18 protein-coding genes are annotated in these 19248 nt (G+C 70.3%); 13 read left to right on the forward strand and 5 right to left on the reverse strand.

Going from position 1 to position 19248, the window contains the following annotated elements; all coding sequences use genetic code 11:
- Positions 1-3: 3 nt before the first annotated feature.
- Together ACFV9D_RS23645 and ACFV9D_RS23650 are read right to left on the reverse strand one after the other, a co-directional pair.
- Positions 4-759, reverse strand: a complete 756-nt coding sequence (locus tag ACFV9D_RS23645; RefSeq protein WP_385149568.1) for an ABC transporter ATP-binding protein — start codon at positions 757-759, stop codon at positions 4-6.
- Positions 756-1271, reverse strand: coding sequence for a PadR family transcriptional regulator (locus tag ACFV9D_RS23650; protein ID WP_385149571.1), 516 nt, complete (start codon positions 1269-1271; stop codon positions 756-758). The genes ACFV9D_RS23645 and ACFV9D_RS23650 overlap by 4 nt, the downstream gene beginning before the upstream one ends.
- A 123-nt stretch (positions 1272-1394) precedes the next feature.
- On the opposite strand from ACFV9D_RS23650, the gene ACFV9D_RS23655 reads away from it, so the two are divergent.
- The 5 genes from ACFV9D_RS23655 (at position 1395) to ACFV9D_RS23675 (ending at position 8113) form a co-directional block, all read left to right on the forward strand.
- Positions 1395-2669, forward strand: coding sequence for an ABC transporter substrate-binding protein (locus ACFV9D_RS23655; RefSeq protein WP_385149574.1), 1275 nt, complete (start codon positions 1395-1397; stop codon positions 2667-2669).
- A 234-nt stretch (positions 2670-2903) separates the two neighbouring features.
- Positions 2904-4559: a glycoside hydrolase family 13 protein gene (locus ACFV9D_RS23660; protein ID WP_385149576.1), complete on the forward strand. Its 1656-nt coding sequence runs from the start codon at positions 2904-2906 to the stop codon at positions 4557-4559.
- Entirely contained in the window at positions 4556-5878 is a 1323-nt protein-coding gene (locus ACFV9D_RS23665) for an ABC transporter substrate-binding protein (RefSeq protein WP_385149579.1), read from the forward strand. The genes ACFV9D_RS23660 and ACFV9D_RS23665 overlap by 4 nt, the downstream gene beginning before the upstream one ends.
- A 10-nt stretch (positions 5879-5888) precedes the next feature.
- Positions 5889-7253 carry a carbohydrate ABC transporter permease gene (locus tag ACFV9D_RS23670; RefSeq protein ID WP_385149582.1) on the forward strand — a complete coding sequence of 455 codons (1365 nt, stop codon included), beginning with the start codon at positions 5889-5891 and terminating at the stop codon, positions 7251-7253.
- Positions 7250-8113: a carbohydrate ABC transporter permease gene (locus ACFV9D_RS23675; RefSeq protein WP_385149585.1), complete on the forward strand. Its 864-nt coding sequence runs from the start codon at positions 7250-7252 to the stop codon at positions 8111-8113. Before ACFV9D_RS23670 ends, ACFV9D_RS23675 begins: the two co-directional genes overlap by 4 nt.
- Positions 8114-8369: 256 nt before the next feature.
- Here ACFV9D_RS23675 and ACFV9D_RS23680 read toward each other — a convergent pair whose 3' ends face one another.
- The 3 genes from ACFV9D_RS23680 to ACFV9D_RS23690 form a co-directional block, all read right to left on the reverse strand.
- Positions 8370-8984: an FMN reductase gene (locus tag ACFV9D_RS23680; RefSeq protein ID WP_385149588.1), complete on the reverse strand. Its 615-nt coding sequence runs from the start codon at positions 8982-8984 to the stop codon at positions 8370-8372.
- Positions 8981-9730 (reverse strand): LLM class flavin-dependent oxidoreductase, encoded by a 750-nt coding sequence (locus ACFV9D_RS23685; protein WP_385149591.1) that lies wholly within the window; start codon positions 9728-9730, stop codon positions 8981-8983. Before ACFV9D_RS23685 ends, ACFV9D_RS23680 begins: the two co-directional genes overlap by 4 nt.
- A gap of 160 nt (positions 9731-9890) precedes the next feature.
- Positions 9891-10727 carry an alpha/beta fold hydrolase gene (locus ACFV9D_RS23690; protein WP_385149594.1) on the reverse strand — a complete coding sequence of 279 codons (837 nt, stop codon included), beginning with the start codon at positions 10725-10727 and terminating at the stop codon, positions 9891-9893.
- A 757-nt stretch (positions 10728-11484) separates the two neighbouring features.
- Between ACFV9D_RS23690 and ACFV9D_RS23695 the strand changes: the two genes are divergently transcribed.
- The 8 genes from ACFV9D_RS23695 to ACFV9D_RS23730 all read left to right on the forward strand — a co-directional run bounded on the left by ACFV9D_RS23695 (position 11485) and on the right by ACFV9D_RS23730 (position 19084).
- Positions 11485-11568 (forward strand): putative leader peptide, encoded by an 84-nt coding sequence (locus tag ACFV9D_RS23695; protein WP_385149894.1) that lies wholly within the window; start codon positions 11485-11487, stop codon positions 11566-11568.
- A 296-nt stretch (positions 11569-11864) separates the two neighbouring features.
- Complete coding sequence (locus tag ACFV9D_RS23700; RefSeq protein WP_385149597.1) at positions 11865-12932, forward strand: ABC transporter substrate-binding protein; 1068 nt, start codon at positions 11865-11867, stop codon at positions 12930-12932.
- Between the two features lie 4 nt (positions 12933-12936).
- Positions 12937-13788, forward strand: coding sequence for an ABC transporter ATP-binding protein (locus tag ACFV9D_RS23705; protein ID WP_385149600.1), 852 nt, complete (start codon positions 12937-12939; stop codon positions 13786-13788).
- On the forward strand, positions 13785-14738 hold the full coding sequence (locus ACFV9D_RS23710; RefSeq protein ID WP_385149603.1) for an ABC transporter permease: 954 nt from the start codon (positions 13785-13787) through the stop codon (positions 14736-14738). Before ACFV9D_RS23705 ends, ACFV9D_RS23710 begins: the two co-directional genes overlap by 4 nt.
- A 101-nt stretch (positions 14739-14839) precedes the next feature.
- Positions 14840-16195: an LLM class flavin-dependent oxidoreductase gene (locus ACFV9D_RS23715; RefSeq protein WP_385149606.1), complete on the forward strand. Its 1356-nt coding sequence runs from the start codon at positions 14840-14842 to the stop codon at positions 16193-16195.
- Entirely contained in the window at positions 16192-17796 is a 1605-nt protein-coding gene (locus tag ACFV9D_RS23720; RefSeq protein WP_385149609.1) for an FAD-binding protein, read from the forward strand. The genes ACFV9D_RS23715 and ACFV9D_RS23720 overlap by 4 nt, the downstream gene beginning before the upstream one ends.
- Positions 17793-18161 (forward strand): 4Fe-4S dicluster domain-containing protein, encoded by a 369-nt coding sequence (locus ACFV9D_RS23725; protein WP_385149612.1) that lies wholly within the window; start codon positions 17793-17795, stop codon positions 18159-18161. The genes ACFV9D_RS23720 and ACFV9D_RS23725 overlap by 4 nt, the downstream gene beginning before the upstream one ends.
- A 23-nt stretch (positions 18162-18184) precedes the next feature.
- Entirely contained in the window at positions 18185-19084 is a 900-nt protein-coding gene (locus ACFV9D_RS23730) for a TauD/TfdA dioxygenase family protein (RefSeq protein WP_385149615.1), read from the forward strand.
- Positions 19085-19248 lie beyond the last annotated feature (164 nt).

Here is a 19248-nt window from a genome sequence, read left to right on the forward strand (position 1 = left end):
GGGTCAGTCCTTCAGTTCCAGTACGCCGGCGAGGCCGGTGCCGCGCGGCGGCGTGCCGCCCAGTTCGGCGTCGTCGGCTATCCGGCCGTCGAAGAAGCTGATCACCCGGTCCGCGGCGCTGGCGAGCCGTGCGTCGTGGGTGACGAGCACGATGGTCTGGCCGCCTTGGTGGAAGCGGGCGAGCTGCCGCATCACCTCGCGGGTGCCCTTGCTGTCGAGGCTGCCGGCCGGTTCGTCGGCGAGGAGCAGCCGCGGCTGGTTGACCAGGGCGCGGGCGAGCGCGACGCGCTGCTGTTCGCCGCCGGACAGCTCGCCGGGCATGCTGCGGGCCTTGCTCTCGAGGCCCAGTTCGGCGAGGAACTTCTCGCGTTCGGCGCGGGCCCGCTTGGCGGGGGTGCCGGCGAGCAGGGCGGGAAGTTCGACGTTGTCGGCGACGGTGAGGTTGGAGACGAGGTTGAAGAACTGGAAGACGATGCCGATGCGGCGGCGCCGCTCCACCGCCCAGCGCGCCTCGGTCCAGCCGTCGGTGCTCTCGCCGTCGAGCCGGAGCGAGCCGCTGTCGGGACGCTGGAGGCCGCCGAGCAGATGCAGCAGGGTGGACTTGCCGGCGCCGGAGGGGCCGGTGACGGCGACGAATTCGCCGCGCCGCACGGTCAGGTCGACGCCGCGCACGGCGTGGGCGGGCGCGCCCTCACCGTGGTGGGTCTTGACGATGCCCTCGGCGTGCAGCAGCGGCACGGGTATGGCGGAGTCCGTCATTGCAGCTCCTCCAGCTCCTCCTGGCAGCGCTCCAGCCAGTCGAGATCGGCCTGGAGGTGCAGCATGGCGCCCTCGATCAGCAGGTGGGCCATGCGGTTGTCCCGGTCTTCGGTGGCGGCCAGCTTGGACAGGTTGCGCATGGTGGTGAGGTACTCGCGTCGCTGTTTGTTGATGAGGGCGATCTGGTCGGCGAGACCGGTGCGCGGGGCGAGGGCGAGCTTCATGAAGAACTCGTCCCGGACCCTCGGTTCGTCCGCCGTCTCGTCGAACCAGGCGCGCAGTGCTTCCTGCCCGGCGTCGGTGAGGCGGTAGATCTTCTTGTTGGGGCGGCTCTCCTGGGCGATCTCCTCGCCCTCGATCAGCCCGGACTTCTCCAGCCGGCCGAGGGTGACGTAGATCTGGCCGACGTTGGCGGGAGGGTACGCGGAGCCCAGCAGTTGCTCAAGGTCCTGCTTGAGCTCGTAGCCGTGGGCGGGGCCCCTGGCCAGGAGGGCGAGGAGGGGATGGCGCACCCGTGCTGTCCTCCCTTGCCGTGCTCCCGGTGTGATGTGGGCTCTAGTATCGCCCATGCCTAACGGGTATACATGCCCTGTCGCTGAACGAAGGTGTACGGCGCGGTGCTCTGGGAGGAACCTATGCGGTGGATACGGGCCGCGGGTAGGGGTCTCCTGGCTGTCGCGGTCGTACTGACGGGTCACATGGCCTCCGGCGCCCCGTCGGGCGGCGCGGAGCGCGAGGGCGGGCGCGGCCCCATGACGGTGGCGACGGCCGGTGATCTCACCGGCTATCTCGGCCCGGTCCTGGACGGCTGGAACCGCACGCATCCGGCGGAGAAGGTCACCCTGGTCGAGCTGCCGGACTCGGCCGACGAGACCCGGGCCCAGATGATCACGGATCTGAGGTCGGGTGAGGGCAGGTTCGATCTGCTCAACATCGATGTCGCGTGGACGTCGGAGTTCGCCGCGGCGGGGTGGATCGCACCGCTGGAGCGCGGCCGGTTCCCGCTGGAGAGCTTCCTGCCGCCGGTGGTGGACACCGCGACGTACGAAGGGCGGCTGTACGCCGTCCCGTATGTGACGAATGCCGGGATGCTCTTCTACCGCAAGGACGTACTCGACCGCGAGGGGCAGCGCCCGCCGCGGACCTGGGCGGAGCTGGAGCGACAGGCCCGCACCATCGCCCCGAAACACGCCCTGGGTGGGTACGCGGGCCAGTTCCTGCCGTACGAGGGGCTGACGGTCAACGCCGCCGAGGCGGTGTACTCGGCGGGCGGGACGATCCTCGGGGACGAGGGCGAGCGGGTCACGGTCGACTCGGCGGCCGCCCGCGAGGGGCTGGGGTTCCTCGCCCGTGGTGTGCGGGACGGCTGGATACCGAAGGAAGCCCTGACGTACAAGGAGGAGGAGTCCCGGCAGGCGTTCCAGAACGGCCGGCTGCTCTTCCTGCGCAACTGGCCGTACACGTACGCCGGCGCCTCCGGCGCGCAGTCGAGAGTCGCGGGGAAGTTCGGCGCTGTCCCGCTGCCGGGCCCCGAGGGTCCGGGCGCGAGTGTGCTGGGCGGCTCCAATCTGGCCGTGAGCAGCCATGCCCGACACCCCGAGTCGGCGCGCGACCTGATCGCGTACCTCACGAGCGAGCGGGTGCAGCGCCGCGTCCTGGGCGAGGGTTCCCTGCCGCCGGTGCGGGCCGCGCTGTACGAGGATCCGGCGCTGGTGGCGCGCTTCCCGTATCTGCCCGCGCTGCGGGCGAGTGTGCTCGCGGCCGCGCCGCGCCCCAAGAGCCCGCACTACGAGCAGGTGAGCCTCGCCGTGCAGGCCGTGGTGCATGACGCGATGGCGCAGCACCAGACGCCCGAGGCGGCGGTGCGCCGGCTCGCGGGCGAGCTCGCGGCCATCGCCCGTCGTCGCTGACGCCTCCGTCATCACTCTTTCACCTCCGGGCATCCTACTTACCTGTTAGGTATCAGCATGCGGACCTGCATGCCCTGACGACTGCCATAAACCGGGACATTCAACCCCAACCAGCGCCGAATTTCGGCAGCTTCGTTGACACCCTCTCGTCACGCCTACTTAACATGCATGCATAACCGCTACCCGCTCTGGGTGGCGCGCACCCCTTCACGCAGAAATACAGGTCAACGGGTGATGCACACAGCCCCAAGCCGCCGTCACTGGTGGCGCGACGCGGTGATCTACCAGGTGTACGTCCGCAGCTTCCTGGACAGCACCGGCGACGGGATCGGCGACCTCGCCGGTGTCCGGGCCGGCCTGCCGTACCTCAAGAAGCTCGGGGTCGACGGCATCTGGCTGAGCCCCTTCTACCCGTCGCCGCAGCACGACCACGGCTACGACGTCGCCGACTACTGCGACGTGGACCCCGTCTTCGGCGACCTCGCCGAATTCGGCCTGCTGGTCGCCGACGCCCACCGCCTGGGCGTCAAGGTGCTGCTGGACATCGTCCCCAACCACTGCTCCAGCGAGCACGCCTGGTTCCGTGAGGCCCTGGCCGCCGGCCCGGGCAGCGCGGCCCGCGCGCGCTTCCACTTCGCCGAAGGCCGCGGCCCGGACGGCGACCTGCCGCCCAACAACTGGCACGCCATGTTCGGCGGTCCGGCCTGGAGCCGGGTGACCGAGCCGGACGGCACGCCCGGCCAGTGGTACCTGCACATGTTCACCCCCGAACAGCCGGACCTGAACTGGCGCAACCCCCAGGTCGGCGCCCACTTCGACCACGCCCTGCGCTTCTGGCTGGACCGGGGCGTCGACGGTTTCCGCATCGACGTGGCGGCCGGACTGTTCAAGCACCCCGAACTGCCGGACTCCCCCGACCCGGAGGCCGACGCCCGTACCCGCGACTCGGTCAACCCGCTCGCGTGGAACCAGCCCGAGGTGCACGACGTGTGGCGCCACTGGCGGTCGGTGTGCGAGGAGTACACGGCACGGGACGGGCGCGAGCGACTCCTTGTCGGCGAGGTGTCGGTGCCGACCGCCCGCGAGCACGCCATGTACGTCCGCCCCGACGAGCTGCACCAGGCGTTCTTCTTCGACCTGCTGGGCGCGCCCTGGGACGCCGACACCTTCCGCAAGGTGATCGACGAGGCGATGCGCGACATCGCGGGCACCGGCTCCACCGTCACCTGGGTGCTCAACAACCACGACCAGGTGCGCACGGTGACCCGGTACGGCGAGTCCGGCACCGAGGGCAGCGGGCTCGGGGCCGCCCGGGCGCGGGCCGCCGCCCTGCTGATGCTGGCGCTGCCCGGCGCCGCCTACATCTACCAGGGCGAGGAGCTGGGCCTGCCGGAGGTCGTGGACCTGCCGGACGAGGTGCTCACCGACCCGATATTCCGGCGCACCGGCAGCCGGGCCCGGATCCGCGACGGCTGCCGCGTGCCGCTGCCGTGGTCGGGGCACGCCTCCCCGTTCGGTTTCAGCACCGGGGCGGAGAGCGCCAAGCCGTGGCTGCCGCAGCCCGGCTGGTTCGCCGAGCACGCCACCGACCGGGCGCTGGCCGACACCCGCTCGTTCTGGCACCTGTACCGCGAGGGCCTGCAGTTGCGGCACGGACTGCCGCAGCTGGGCGAGGGCACCTTGCGCTGGCTGGACGCGCCGCCCGGCGTGCTGGCCTTCCTGCGCGGCGACGGCCTCGTCTGCGCCGTCAATTTCGGCACCGCTCCGGTGCCCGCCCCGGTCTCCGGCGCTCCGCTGCTGTCCAGCGGACCGTGCCCGACCGGCGCACTGCCCGGGTCCACCGCCGCCTGGTGGATCAGTGACGACACCACCCTGGAGGGACTGCGATGACCATGCGACGGATGACGATGGCCTGCTGCTCCGCGCTCACCCTGGCGCTCGGCGCCACCGCCTGCGGCGGCGGCCCGGTGAGCGCCGGCGGCGGAGACAAGGAACTGTCCGGCCAGACCCTGAATGTGGCCGGTGTCTGGTCGGGCGCCGAGCAGAAGAACTTCCAGAAGGTGCTGGACGCCTTCACCGAGAAGACCGGCGCCAAGACCCAGTTCGTGTCCACCGGCGACAATGTATCCACCGTCGTCGGCAGCAAGATCGAGGGCGGCAACGCCCCCGACGTGGTGATGGTCCCGCAGGTCGGCGTGCTCCAGCAGTTCGCCCGGCAGAAGTGGCTCAAGCCGCTGTCGGAGACCGCGAAGAAGTCCGTCGACGCCAACTATGCGCCGGTGTGGAAGAACTACGGCTCCGTCGACGGCACCCTGTACGGCCTGTACTTCAAGGCCGCCCACAAGTCGACCGTCTGGTACAGCCCGGAGGCGTTCGACCAGGCGGGCGTGAAGCCGCCGAAGACGTACGAGGACATGCTCAAGAGCGGGCAGGCGATCTCCGACTCGGGCCTGCCGGCCTTCGCGGTCGCCGGTGAGGACGGCTGGACGCTCACCGACTGGTTCGAGAACATCTACCTCTCCCAGGCCGGCCCCGAGAAGTACGACCGGCTCGCCAAGCACGAGATCACGTGGACCGACCCGACCGTGGTGAAGGCGCTGACCACCCTCGGCACGCTCTTCTCCGACAAGAAGCTGATCGCGGGCGGCCAGAAGGGCGCACTGGGCACCGACTTCCCCGGCTCCGTCGAGAAGGTCTTCGGCCCGAAGCCCGAGGCCGGGATGGTGTACGAGGGCGACTTCGTCGCCGGCGTCGCCAAGGACCAGTTCGGCAGGAAGATCGGCGAGGACGCGACCTTCTTCCCCTTCCCTGCGGTCGCGGGCGGCAAGGCGCCGGTGGTCAGCGGAGGTGACGCGGCCGTCGTCCTGAAGGACGGCAAGAACCAGGAGGCGGCGACGGCGTTCCTGGAGTACCTCGCGACGCCGGAGGCCGCGGCCGTGTGGGCCGGGGCGGGCGGCTTCCTGTCGCCGAACAAGAAGCTCGACCTCGCCTCCTACGGCGACGACACGCTGCGCGAGACGGCCAAGTCGCTGATGGACGCCGGGGATTCGGTGCGCTTCGACATGTCGGACCAGGCCCCGGCGGCATTCGGCGGCACCAAGGGCGTGGGCGAGTGGAAGATCCTCCAGGACTTCCTGCGCGACCCGTCGAACCCGGCCGCCACGGCCGCTGCGCTGGAGGGCGCGGCGGCCAAGGCGTACAAGGGCTGAGGCGGCCGTCATGACCGCAGTCACCGCTCCCCCACCACCCCGGGTCGACGCCGCGAAGGGCGGCCGGCGGGACAACGGGCCGCGGGACCGGGCCCGGCGTCGCCGGCGGATCATCGCCGTGGCCTTCGTGCTGCCGACGCTGCTGCTCCTCGGCGCGCTGGTCGTCTACCCGGTGCTGTTCTCCGTGGGCCGCAGCTTCTTCGACGCGGGCGGCACTCGGTTCGTCGGCGGGGACAACTACGCGGAGATGTTCCGCGACCCGGCCACCCTGACCGCCATCCGCAACAGTGCCATCTGGGTGGTCGTCGCGCCGACGCTGCTGACCGGGCTCGGGCTGATCCTCGCGGTACTGGTGGAGAAGGTCCGCTGGGCCACCGCCTTCAAGCTGCTGCTCTTCATGCCGATGGCCGTGTCCTTCCTGGCGGCGGGCATCATCTTCCGCCTCGCGTACGAGGAGGACCCGGACAAGGGCGTGCTGAACGCGGCGGTGGTCGGCGTGCACGACGCGTTCCAGGACTCCTCGTCGTACCCGAAGGCCCGGGCCCGCGAGGGTCAGGGGCTCGACAGGCGGCCGGACGGCTCCTACGGGACGGCCGACGCGGTCTCCCCGGGGCAGAGCGTCGCCCTCGGCCTCGTCGGCGTACCGCCCAAGGATCTGCCCGCCGACGCGAAGCCGGCGGCAGCCGGCCAGGCCGGTCCGGAGGATGTGGCCGGAGCCGTGTTCCTCGACTTCACGCCCGGCGGCGGGGGGCGGCCGGGCGCGATCGACGCCACGGAGCGGGGGCTGCCCGGCATGACGGTGGAGGCGGTGCGCGACGGGAAGACGGTCGCCACCGCGACCACGGCGGCCGACGGATCGTTCCGCTTCACCGGCCTCGGGGCGGGCGCGTACACGGTCCGGCTGCCCGCGGAGAACTTCGCGCCGCCTTATGAGGGTGTCTCCTGGCTCGGCCCCGCCCTGGTCACACCGGCGATCATCGGCGCGTACCTGTGGATCTGGACGGGCTTCGCGATGGTGCTCATCGGCGCCGGGCTGTCCTCCCTGCCCCGCGACGCACTGGAGGCGGCGCGGATGGACGGGGCGAACGAGTGGCAGGTCTTCCGCCGGATCACCGTGCCGCTGCTTGCGCCCGTGCTGACCGTCGTCTTCGTGACGCTGGTGATCAATGTGATGAAGGTCTTCGACCTGATCTACATCATCGCGCCGGGGCCCGTGCAGGAGGACGCCACGGTGCTGGCCACCCAGATGTGGCTGGTGTCCTTCGGCGGCGGCAACGACCAGGGGCTCGGCAGCGCGCTCGGTGTGCTGCTCCTGCTGCTGGTGATCCCCGCGATGGTGTTCAACGTCCGCCGCTTCCGCAGGAGTCAGTCATGAGTGCGACCGCGACGATGCCGGGCGGCCGGCTGCGCCGCTGGCTGGGCAACGGCCTGGTCCAGGCGTTCCTGGCCGTGGTCGGCCTGATCTGGGTGACCCCGGTCGCCGGGCTGCTGCTGTCCTCGCTGCGGTCGGCGAGCGACAACGCGGCGAGCGGCTGGTGGACGGCGCTGACCGGTCCCGGTCAGCTGTCCCTGGACAACTACACCGCCCTGCTGGGCAACGCGGGCATCACCCGCGCCTTCTGGAACACGGTGCTGATCTCGGTGCCGACGACCGTCCTGGTCGTCGTCGTCGCGGCGCTCGCCGGATACGCCTTCGCCTGGCTGGAGTTCCCCGGCCGGGACTGGATCTTCCTGGGTGTGGTGGCGCTCCTTGTGGTTCCGGTGCAGGTGGGTCTGCTGCCGGTGGCGAAGCTGTTCGGGCAGCTGGGGCTGTTCGGCACGATCCCGGGCGTGGTGCTCTTCCACGTCGCCTACGGGCTGCCGTTCGCCGTGTTCCTGCTGCGCAACTACTTCGCCGACATCCCGCGCGCGATGCTGGAGGCGGCGCGGATGGACGGGGGCGGCGAATGGCGGATCTTCACGCAGCTGGTGCTGCCGGTGGGCCGCCCGGCGATCGCCAGCCTGGCGATCTTCCAGTTCCTCTGGGTGTGGAACGACATGCTGGTGGCGCTGCTCTTCGCCGACAGCTCCTCGCAGCCGCTGACGGTGGAACTGCAGTCGCAGGTACGGCAGTTCGGCAGCAACATCGATGTCCTGGCGCCGGGTGCCTTCCTCTCCCTGATCGTGCCGGTGGTGGTCTTCTTCGCCTTCCAGCGTCACTTCGTGCAGGGGGTGATGGCGGGTTCGGTGAAGTGACCGCCCGGACGGGGGGCCTCGCGCACGGGCGCGGGGCCCTCCGGTTGGATCGGCCCGACTCGATCCCGCAGGACTCCAGCCCGCGTCGTCGCACCCATTGGCTCACCGTGGTGCCGTCGTTCTGAAGAAGCTCCTGGACTCGCCGATGCCCCCGCGGGGCCTTCGATACGGACGATCCCGCCTTCGCCATGGGCGATCAAGTCGAGTCGCGCGTCGATGAACGCCAGTTCCGCCTCCCTGTCGCGGACCGGCGCCCTCAGTCGAAGCGCAGGTCGGCGAGTTGCCGTTCGAGGGCGGTCACGTCGTCCTCGGACTCGGCCCGGGGCGGGCGGGCCGCCATGAGCGTGGCCAGCTCGCCGCCCGCCCGCCGGATGCGCCCCGGCAGGCCGTCGGTGTACTCGTCTCCCCCTGATCCCCAGTCCTCGAACGCCGCGTACACCGCGGTGGGAACGACGGCGGCGCGCAGATAGGCGAAGAGCGGGCGCAGGGCGTGCTCCAGGACCAGGGAGTGGCGCGCGGTACCGCCCGTCGCCGCGACCAGGACGGGCTGCCCCGTGAGAGCGTCCGGTGCGATCACGTCGAAGAAGGACTTGAACAGCCCGCTGTAGGAAGCCGTGAACACCGGAGTCACGGCGATCAGGCCGTCGGATCCCGTCACCGTGTCGATCGCGGCGGCCAGTCGCGGCGGTGCGAAACCGGTCACAAATTGGTTGGCGACGTCGCCGGCGAGTGCCCGCAGCTCGACGACCTCGATCGACACGGCGTGGCCCTGGTCGACGAGTTCGTCGCGGGCCGCCTCGGCCAGCCGGTCGGCGAGCAGGCGGGTGGAAGGGGGCGTGCTCAGTCCCGCGGAAACGACGGTGAGCTTCATGCGGCGGTCGCTCCCCGCTGCGTCGCGGCGGCGACGACCCGCGCCGCGTGCGTCGGCGCGTCCGTAACATCGGCGGGACGCCCGTTCGCGAACTCCTTGCGCAGCACGGGCACGACCTCCTCGCCGAGGATGTCGAGCTGCTCCAGGACGGTTTTCAGGGGCAGGCCCGCGTGGTCCATCAGGAAGGGCTGGCGCTGGTAGTCGCCGACGCTTTCGCGGAAGGTCAGGGTCCGCTCGATGACCTGCTGGGGAGAGCCCACGGTCAGCGGGGTCTGCTCGGTGAAGTCCTCCAGCGACGGGCCGTGGTCGTAGACGGGCGTGCTGTCGAAGTAGGGGCGGAACTCCCGTACGGCGTCCTGTGAGTTCTTCCGCATGAAGACCTGTCCGCCGAGACCCACGACGGCGTCCTCCGGACGGCCGTGACCGTGGTGGGCGTACCGGCGCCGGGACAGCTGGACCATGCGCCTGGTGTGGTCCGCCGGCCAGAAGATGTTGTTGTGGAAGAAGCCGTCGCCGTAGAACGCCGCCTGCTCCGCGATCTCCGGGGACCTGATGGATCCGTGCCAGACGAACGGCGGGACGAACGGCGGGTTGTGGTGCTCGCCGGTCGCGAAGACGTCCAGGCCGACCTCCTCGGCCTTGAGCGCGATGGCGATCATCGCCTTGATGCGCTCGTGTTCCGACGGAGTACGGCCGTCGGTGGGGTCGGGGGTCACGTCCCCCACGGTGAATATGCCGAACCGCATGAGGTCTCTGTTCTCCTGGTCCTGTCCGGATCCTGCGGCGGTGGCCGTGGAACGCGTAGTGACGCGGGGGTTTCGGCATCACCCACCGCGGCAGCCGGGCCGGTTCCCCCGGCTGCCGCACGGCGATGCGCTCACCCCGTGTGAATCGGCGGGTGGGGCGTCACTTCGCCAGGAAGGCGAGGAGGGCGGTGTTGACCTCCTCCGCGTGGGTCCACAGCAGACCGTGCGGAGCGCCCTCGATCTCGACGTAGTCGGCGGAGGCGAGTGCCTTGTGGAAGGGGCGCGCGGTGTTCTCGGCGGGCAGGATGCGGTCGGCCGTGCCGTGCAGGATCAGGGCGGGCACGTCGACGGCCGGGATGTCGGCGCGGAAGTCGGTGTACCAGGTCGACGGCGCGGCCGACGCGGCGAAGAAGCCGCCGCCGGCCGCGGTGTTCCAGCTGTTGCGGAGCGCTTCCTCGCTGATCCGGGTGCCCAGGTTCTCGTCGAGGTTGTAGAAGTCGTTGAAGAATGCGGTGTAGTAGGCGTAGCGGTCGGCCTTGACGGCGGCGACGATTCCGTCGAAGAACTCCTTCGGGGCGGCCCCGTCCGGGTTGTCGTCGGTCTTGAGCAGGCAGGGCTCCAGCGAGGCCAGGAAGGCGACCTTGGCGACGCGGGCGGAGCCGTACCTGGACACGTAGCGGGCCACCTCGCCGGTGCCCATGGAGAAGCCGACCAGGACGGCGTCGTTCAGGTCGAGGGTCTCCATCACGGTGTTCAGGTCGGCCGCGAAGGTGTCGTAGTCGTAGCCGGTAGTCGGCTGGGAGGACTGCCCGAAGCCGCGGCGGTCGTACGTGACGACGCGGTAGCCGGCGTCGAGCAGTGCGGCGCTCTGCCGCTCCCAGGAGTGGCCGTCGAGCGGGAATCCGTGGATGAGGACGACCGGCTGCCCGGCGCCGTGGTCCTCGTAGTAGAGGTCGATGGCGGTGGTGTTCTCCTGGCCCACGGTGATGTGCGGCATGGGTTGTCTCCTCTATGCGATTCGATGCGAAGTGGCTGGTCCGCGCCTCTGTGCGGCACGTAACTCCGTCACGCTACGGCCGCGGAAGCGCCACCTGTTGTCGCGCCACGCACTACGTCTTGCCCATGAGTGCAGCGTTCCGTACGTGCACGTCTGCTCCCGCGATTCCCGGTCGCTGCCAAGGGCAGGTTCGCCATGAGCACCTCCACACCCTCACCGTCGGCCAAGCCGAGCCACGACTACCCGAGCTGAACGTGGTCGACGTCCGCACCCCGGGCAGGATCGCATCCGGCCACCTGCTCGAATTCCCGCCCGGCCCCGTGCGGGCGGTCTGGGGGATGGAGCGTCAAGTCCGCATCGCCGCAGGGGTCCTGGTCCTGCTCGGCCCGGCCCTCGGGCTGCTCGTCCACCCGGCGTTCCAGGTGCTGTCGACCGTCGCAACCGCTGTGCCACGTCCCCGTCGTGGACCAGGGCCCGACCGCCACGGCGGGAGGCGCGACCGCCGGCGCTGCGATCACCCGCTCCGCGGCCACAGTCTCTGCTTGCCCGACCAGGCAACCAGGCGACCAGGCCCGATCGCGCGATGAGCGCATGCACCAGGCGAGAGCCGGGCCGCAACAAGAAGTGTTTCTCTGCGCCTCGTATCGGGGGTCTGTTGTGAACGCCGTACTTCACGCGTATGGCATGAGATTCAGTATGCGAGACGCAGCCGGACGAGACATTGACGCGTCCGGTTTTCGCTGCAAGTCTCTTGGTCGTGAGCAGTTTCGAGAACCTCGCCGCGCGGCTCCACGTCGATCTTCGACGTCAAGCCAGCGCCATCTGTGCCGTCGGTCGATAGACCCGCCGACAGGCCTCTCTCTCCTGCTCTTCTCTCCACCGTGGATTGCAGTGCCGTTGACCCGCGGTAACTGACCGGACTCCCCGCCAGAGTTTCGGACCAGATTCCCTAAAGGTTCCCTTTTCCCGCCGTTCGGCGGTTCCCATTTCTCTGTCCAGAATCCTGGCGCGCCCTTTCCCGAAACGCGCCTACTCCGAGCCGGACAACCCGTCTCGATGTCAGTTCTCGCGATATGCGCAGAAGAACTCAGCAGAAGCACCATCCAGCCGCTCCATCGAACGTGAACAGGACTTTCCATGACCACGATGGCGTCGACCCGACGACGGTTCCTCACCCTGCTCGGTCTCTCCGCGGTCGCGGTGAGCTGCGGCACGACCGCCACAGGGACCTCCGGAAAGGGCCAGACCCGGACGCTGCGGTACCAGGGCTGGGCAGGACAGGTCACCCTGCCGGAGCTGGCCGAGGACCTCGGCTACTTGGGAGATGTCGAGCTGGAATGGGTCGGCAACACGATCAGTGGGCCGCAGGACATCCAGTCCGCGGCCACCGGGCAGACCGACTTCGGCGGCGCGTTCAACGGCGCGGTCGTCAAACTGGCCGCGAACAAGGCCCCCATCAAGGCTGTCATCAGCTATTACGGATCCGACCAGCACGCCTACAACGGCTACTACGTCCTCCAGGACAGCCCGATCCGCTCCGCCCGCGATCTGACCGGCAAGAAGGTCGGGATGAACACCCTCGGAGCCCACGCGGAGGCGATGCTCGACATCTATCTCCAGCGTGGCGGTCTGTCCGAGGCGGAGATCGGCAAGGTCGAGCCGCTGGTCGTGCCCCCGGTGAACACCGAGCAGTCGCTGCGCCAGCGGCAGATCGAGGTGGCCGTACTCGGCGGCATTCTGCGGGACAAGGCCCTCGCGACGGGTGGAATCCGGCCGCTTTTCACGGACTTCGAACTGCTCGGTGCCTTCAGCGCCGGCACCTATGTGATGACGGACCGCTTCCTCAAGCAGAACCCCGACACGGCCCGGACCTTCGTCACCGCGGTGGGACGGGCCATCGAGTGGTCGCGCACCACTCCGCGCGCGGAGGTCGTCGCCCGCATGACGGACATCGTGAAGAAGCGCGGACGCAACGAGGACGCCGCACCCCTCAAGTACTGGCGGTCCTACGGCGTCGCCGAGACGGCGGGCCGGATCACCGGCAAGGAACTCCAGCTCTGGATCGACTGGCTGGCCGAGCGCGGCGACATCCAGAAGGGCCAGGTCAAGGTCGACGACCTCTACACCAATGAGTTCAACACCGCCGGTGAGGGCAACGGAGCAGGCACCTCACCGGCCCCCTCCGCCTCGACGAGCGGGAGCTGATCCCATGCCGGCATCCACCACACCCAAGATCGTGTTCAAGGACGTACGGAAGGTCTTCACGGTCAAGGACTCCACGACGAAGGGAGGTTCGGGGACACGCAAGTCCAGGGAGTTCACGGCCGTCGACGGCATCGACCTGGAGATAGCGTCGGGCGAGTTCGTCGTCCTGGTGGGTCCCAGCGGCTGCGGCAAGTCGACGCTGCTGGATCTGCTCGGCGGCCTCGCCCGGCCCACCGGCGGACGGATCCTGCTGGACGGCGAACCCGTCACCGGTCCCGGCCTGAACCGCGGCATCGTCTTCCAGCAGTACGCGCTGCTGCCCTGGCGCACGGCGCTGGGAAATGTCGAGTTCGGCCTGGAGGCCACCGGCGTACCGCGCCGCGAACGGGCCGCACGGGCCCGGGAGTTCCTGGATCTGGTCGGCCTGTCCGGGTTCGAGAACCGGCACCCGCACGAGCTGTCGGGCGGAATGCGGCAGCGGGTGGCGATCGCCCGCAGCCTGGCCTACGACCCGGACGTGCTGCTCATGGACGAGCCGTTCGCCGCGCTGGACGCCCAGACCCGTGAGTCGTTGCAGGACGAGCTGCTCCGCATCTGGCAGCGCACCGGAAAGACCGTCGTCTTCATCACGCACAGCATCGACGAAGCCGTCTACCTGGGGCAGCGCGTCGCCGTCATGACGTCCAGGCCGGGCCGCATCAAACAGGTCGTGCCGGTCGCCCTCGACTCACGCACCAGCACGGAGGACATCCGTTCCACTCCCGAGTTCGCACGCCACCGTCACGAGATCTGGTCGCTGCTGCACGACGAGGTGGCCAGGGCCCAGCAGTTGGAGAAGCAGGAGGCATCCGTATGAGCCTCACGACCCGCACCACGACCACCACCACCGAGAAGACTCCCCCGCCGGTCCCGGCTGGCCTCGACGAAGGTACCCACTCCCCCGCCGTCTCCTCGTCCGTAACGCCGTCGTCTTCGGCACCGGCGCTGTCGCCCCGAGTCCCCTCCCGGGCAGCCCATGTCCGCCACGCGCTCCGACGGCTGACGTCCCTCCTGGCCACCGGGGTCATCAAGTCTGCGGCGATCGCTGCCCTGCTGGTGCTGTGGGAGACCGCGCCACGGCTCGGGCTGGTCGACCGGACATTTCTGCCCCCGATCAGTGAGGTCGCCGTCGCCTGGTGGGCGCTGGCGGCCGACGGTCAGCTTGCCGACAACACCTACGCCAGCCTGGTGCGCTCGTTCAGCGGATTCGGTCTGGCCGTGGCCGTCGCCGTACCTCTCGGCCTGCTGATCGGCTGGTACCGGCCCGTCGCCGATCTGCTCGGACCGCTCCTGGAGGTGTTCCGCAACACCGCCGCGCTGGCCCTGCTGCCGGTCTTCGTCCTGCTGCTGGGCATCGGGGAGACCTCGAAGATCTCCATCGTGGTGTACGCGTGCACCTGGCCGATCCTGCTCAACACGATCAGCGCCGTACGCCATGTCGACCCCACGCTGCTGAAGCTCGCGAAGTCGATGGACCTGTCCGCACCCCGTCTCTTCCAGAAGGTCATCCTGCCGTCCGCCGTGCCCGTGATGTTCACCGGCATCCGGCTGGCCGGAGCGGGGTCGATCCTGGTGCTGGTCGCCGCCGAGATGATCGGGGCCAAGGCGGGGCTCGGCTATCTGATCAACGCCTCGCAGTACAACTTCGCGATCCCGCAGATGTACGCGGGCATCGTCACGATCTCCGCCATCGGTGTGACCTTCAACCAGCTCCTGGTGGTCCTGGAGCGCCGGCTCAGCTCCTGGCGCGTATCCGCCGGCGACTGATCCGGCCCGCCCTCCCCGCATCGCAGCCCCCGATCGCCTCACCGCCCCGATCGCTCCCTGTCGCTCCCGATCGCCTCACCGCCCCCGATCCGAGGAACCCCATGACCGCGACCAGCCCCCGCCGACTGCATCTCAACGCCTTCCTGATGAACGCCGGCCACCACGACGCCGCCTGGCGCCACCCCCGTACCCAGCCCGAACGGGTCACCGATCTGCTCTACTTCCAGCAGCTCGCCCAGACCGCCGAGCGCGGGCTGCTCGACTCGGTCTTCCTCGCCGACGGTCTCGCCCTGTGGGGGAACGCCCGGTACAACGTGCTCGGCGGCTTCGAACCGCTCACGCTGCTGTCCGCGCTGGCGGCGGTCACCGAGCACGTCGGACTGATCGCCACCGTCTCGACCACCTTCAACGAGCCCTTCCACACCGCCCGCAAGTTCGCCTCCCTTGACCACATCAGCGGCGGCCGGGCCGGCTGGAACATCGTCACCTCCGGCACCGTGAACGAGGCCCGCAACTTCGGCCAGGAGGAACACCTGGAGCACCGGCTCCGCTACAAGCGGGCTCGGGAGTTCGTCGAGGTCACCACCAAGCTCTGGGACAGCTGGGAGGACGACGCGATCCTGCTCGACCGTGAGCGTGGGGTCTACGCGGACACCGACCGGGTGCGGGAGATCGATCACCGTGGGGAGTACTTCGGGGTACGAGGTCCGCTGAACGTTCCCCGCAGTCCTCAGGGCCACCCGCTGTTGGTGCAGGCCGGCTCGTCGGAGGACGGCAAGGAGTTCGCCGCGCAGTACGCCGAGGCCGTCTTCACCGCCCAGCAGACCCTCGCCGACGGCCAGGCGTTCTACAAGGACCTCAAGTCCCGGCTGGCGCGCCACGGCCGTCGCGAGGACCAACTGCTGGTGCTTCCGGGCATCGCCCCCGTCATCGGCTCGACCGAGGCCGAGGCACGCGCCCTTGAGCAGGAGCTCACGGAGCTGCAGATCCCCGAGTACGGGCTCGCCCAGCTGTCCGGAATGCTCGGCACCGACCTGACGGGACTGCCGCTGGACGGGCCGCTGCCCGAGCTGCCCGAGGAGCGGGAGATCAACGGCAACAAGAGTCGTTTCACGCTCGTCGCCGAGCTCGCCCGGCGCGACGGCCTGACCGTACGCGAGCTCATCGCCCGCCTCGGCGGTGGGCGCGGCCACCGCGTCTTCGCCGGCACTCCGGAGCAGATCGCCGACGAGCTCCAGGAGTGGTTCACCGAAGGAGCCGCCGACGGCTTCAACATCATGCCGCCCCTTCTGCCGGGCGGGCTGGAGGACTTCGTCGACCAGGTCGTACCGATCCTGCAGCACCGCGGCCTGTTCCGTACCGAGTACAGCGGCCGCACGCTGCGCGAGCACTACGGCCTGGCCCGCCCCGCCAACCGGCTGGCCGCGGCGGCCGCGGCAGAGGGACGGACCGCATGACCGGACTCGATCTCACCACGGACGTCCTGGTGGTCGGGGGTGGCCCCGCGGCGACGTGGGCGGCGCTCAAGGCGGCCCAGGCCGGGGCGGACGTGGTCCTCGCCGACAAGGGCTACTGCGGCACGAGCGGCGCCACCGCCTCGAGCGGAACCGGAGTCTGGTACGTCCCGCCGGATCCCGAGGCGCGCGAGGCGGCCATGGCGAGCCGGGAGGCACTGGGCGGGTTCCTGGCCGACCGGCGCTGGATGGCGCGGGTGCTGGACCAGACGTACGCGGGCATGAACGAACTCGCGGCGGCGGGGCGCTACCCCTTCCCGGCGGGGCCGGACGGACAGCAGCTCAGAAACGGCTTGCAAGGGCCGGAGTACATGCGCAGGATGCGGATCCGCGTCCAGCGGGCCGGGGCACGCATCCTCGACCACAGCCCGGTCACCGAGCTGCTCACCGACGGATCCGGAGCGGTCGCCGGCGCCAGGGGGCACCGGCGCCAGGCCGGACAGCCGTACCGGGTGCGCGCCGGAGCGGTCGTCCTTGCCACCGGCGGCTGCGCCTTCCTCAGCGGCGCGCTGGGTTGCAACGTCAACACCGGCGACGGTGCCCTGTTCGCCGCCGAGGCGGGCGCGGAGCTGTCCGGCATGGAGTTCTCCAACGCGTACGGCATCGCGCCCGAGGGCACCTCCGTCACCAAGACCGCGTTCTACTCCTTCGCCACCTTCTACCGTGAGGACGGCACGGTCCTGGAGGGTGCGGCCAGCCAGGGCGGTCGGTCCGTCATCGCCAGGACACTGCTCAGCGAGAAGGTGTACTGCCGCCTGGACCGGGCGGACTCGGCCGCACGGCGGGCGATGCGGCTGGCCCAGCCGAACTTCTTCCTCACCTTCGACCGGCTCGGCATCGATCCCTTCACGCAGCGCTTCGCCATCACCCTGATCGCCGAGGGCACCGTGCGCGGCACCGGCGGCATCCGCATCTCCGGGGACGACTGCTCCACCACCGTCCCCGGGCTGTACGCGGCCGGGGACGCCGCCTCGCGTGAGCCGATCTGCGGCGGCTTCACCGGTGGTGGCAGCCACAACGCCGCGTGGGCCATCTCCTCCGGCACGTGGGCCGGCCAGGGCGCGGCCCGCCACGCCTTCTCGCTCGGTTTCCGCTCCGCGGCGCGCCACACGGTCCCAGCGGGCGAGGCCGGCATCCGGCCCACCGGAACACCGGGCCCGGCCGACGGCTTCCGTGAGGTGGTCGCCGCGGTGCAGGCCGAAGTGCTGCCGTACGAGAAGAACTATCTGCGCCACGGCGAGCAGCTCACCGCCTCTCTCCGGGTCCTCGACAGCGTCTGGCAGGAGCTGCGGGCCACGCTGCACGCCGAGGGCGGGGACGTGGTGCGGGCCCGGCAGGCGTCGGCGATGGCGGCGCACGCCCGCTGGATGTACGCCGCGGCGCTCGCCCGCACCGAGACCCGCGGCATGGCCAAGCGACTCGACTTCCCGGCACAGGACCCCGGGCAGCACCACCGCATCGTCACCGGCGGCCTCGACCGGGTGTGGACCCGGCCCGAACCCCTGACAACCGCACCGGACGTGCCCCTGGAGGTGGCCTCGTGATCGAACTGGTCTCGGCGGAACGCTGTATCGCCTGCGACAAGTGCATCAAGGTCTGCCCCACCGACGTCTTCGACCGGGGCGAGGACGGCATCCCGGTACTCGCCCGCCGCGACGACTGCCAGACCTGCTTCCAGTGCGAGGCGAACTGCCCGGCCGACGCACTGTACGTCGCGCCCCAGACCCGCCCCCTGCCCGACGGCGACACCGCCCGAGACGAGCAGTACCTGGCCCGTACCGGACTGCTCGGCAGCTACCGCCGGCACATCGGCTGGGGACGCGGCCGCACACCCGGCGCGCTGCGAGCCGTCGGCCCTCCCCTCGGAACGCCTGGTTCCAAGGGCCACTCACTGCCCATCACCTCCTGATCGCCTCCCGAAAGGACCCTCCCATGACCACCAGTACCGGCTTCGACGTCCGCAGGATCGGAGGGCGTATCGGCGCGGAGATCCTCGGCGTGGACCTCGGCGCCGACCTCGCCCCCGCCGTCGTCACCGAGATCAACTCCGCGCTCCTGGAACACAAGGCGCTCGTCTTCCGCGACCATCAGCTCGACGAGGCGGGCCAGCTCCGCTTCGCCTCCCTCTTCGGCGAGCTCACCACCGCGCACCCGACCGTGCCGTCCGTCGACGGCCGGCCCCAGATCCTGCCCGTCGACGGCGACGAGGGCATCCGCGCCAACCACTGGCACACGGACGTCACCTTCGTCCGTACGCCGCCGAAGGCGTCCACGCTGCGCAGCATCGTGGTCCCGCCCTACGGCGGCAACACCCTCATCGCCAACTCGGGCGCCGCCTACGGGGACCTGCCCGTGCCCCTGCGCGAGCTGGCCGACAAGCTGTGGGCGGTGCACACCAACGACTACGACTACGCCGCCCCGAAGAACGAGAAGGCGGCCGAGCACCGCAAGCAGTTCGTCTCCCGGAGGTACCGCACCGCCCACCCGGTCGTCCGGGTCCACCCCGAGACCGGGGAGCGGGGGCTGTTCATCGGCGGCTTCGCCCAGAGCATCGTCGGCCTCGGCCCCTCCGAATCCCGTGACCTGCTGCGCATCTTCCAGTCGTACGTCACCCGCCCCGAGAACATCGTGCGCGTGGCCTGGCAGCCCGGCGACCTCGTCCTCTTCGACAACCGCATCACCCAGCACTACGCCCCCGACGACTACGGCGACCTGCCGCGACTGCTGCACCGTGTGACCGTCGCGGGCGACGTCCCGGCCGGTGTCGACGGCACGCTCAGCCACGTCATCGAGGGCGACGACGCCACCCACTACACCCCCGCGGCGGCCTGAGCCCACCGGCCGCCGGGCAGGCGTCCTGCCCGGCGGCCCACCCGCGACGGACGCCGGCGGACGGCTGCACCGGGCTCTCAACGCGCCTCGCCCATCCACGATCCGGCGTCTTCCGGCAGTCGCCGCATGGCGTCCGACCGGGCCGCCGCTGCCGGTGGGCCTGA

It is taken from the genome of Streptomyces sp. NPDC059875, from assembly GCF_042731085.1.
Classification (GTDB): domain Bacteria; phylum Actinomycetota; class Actinomycetes; order Streptomycetales; family Streptomycetaceae; genus Streptomyces.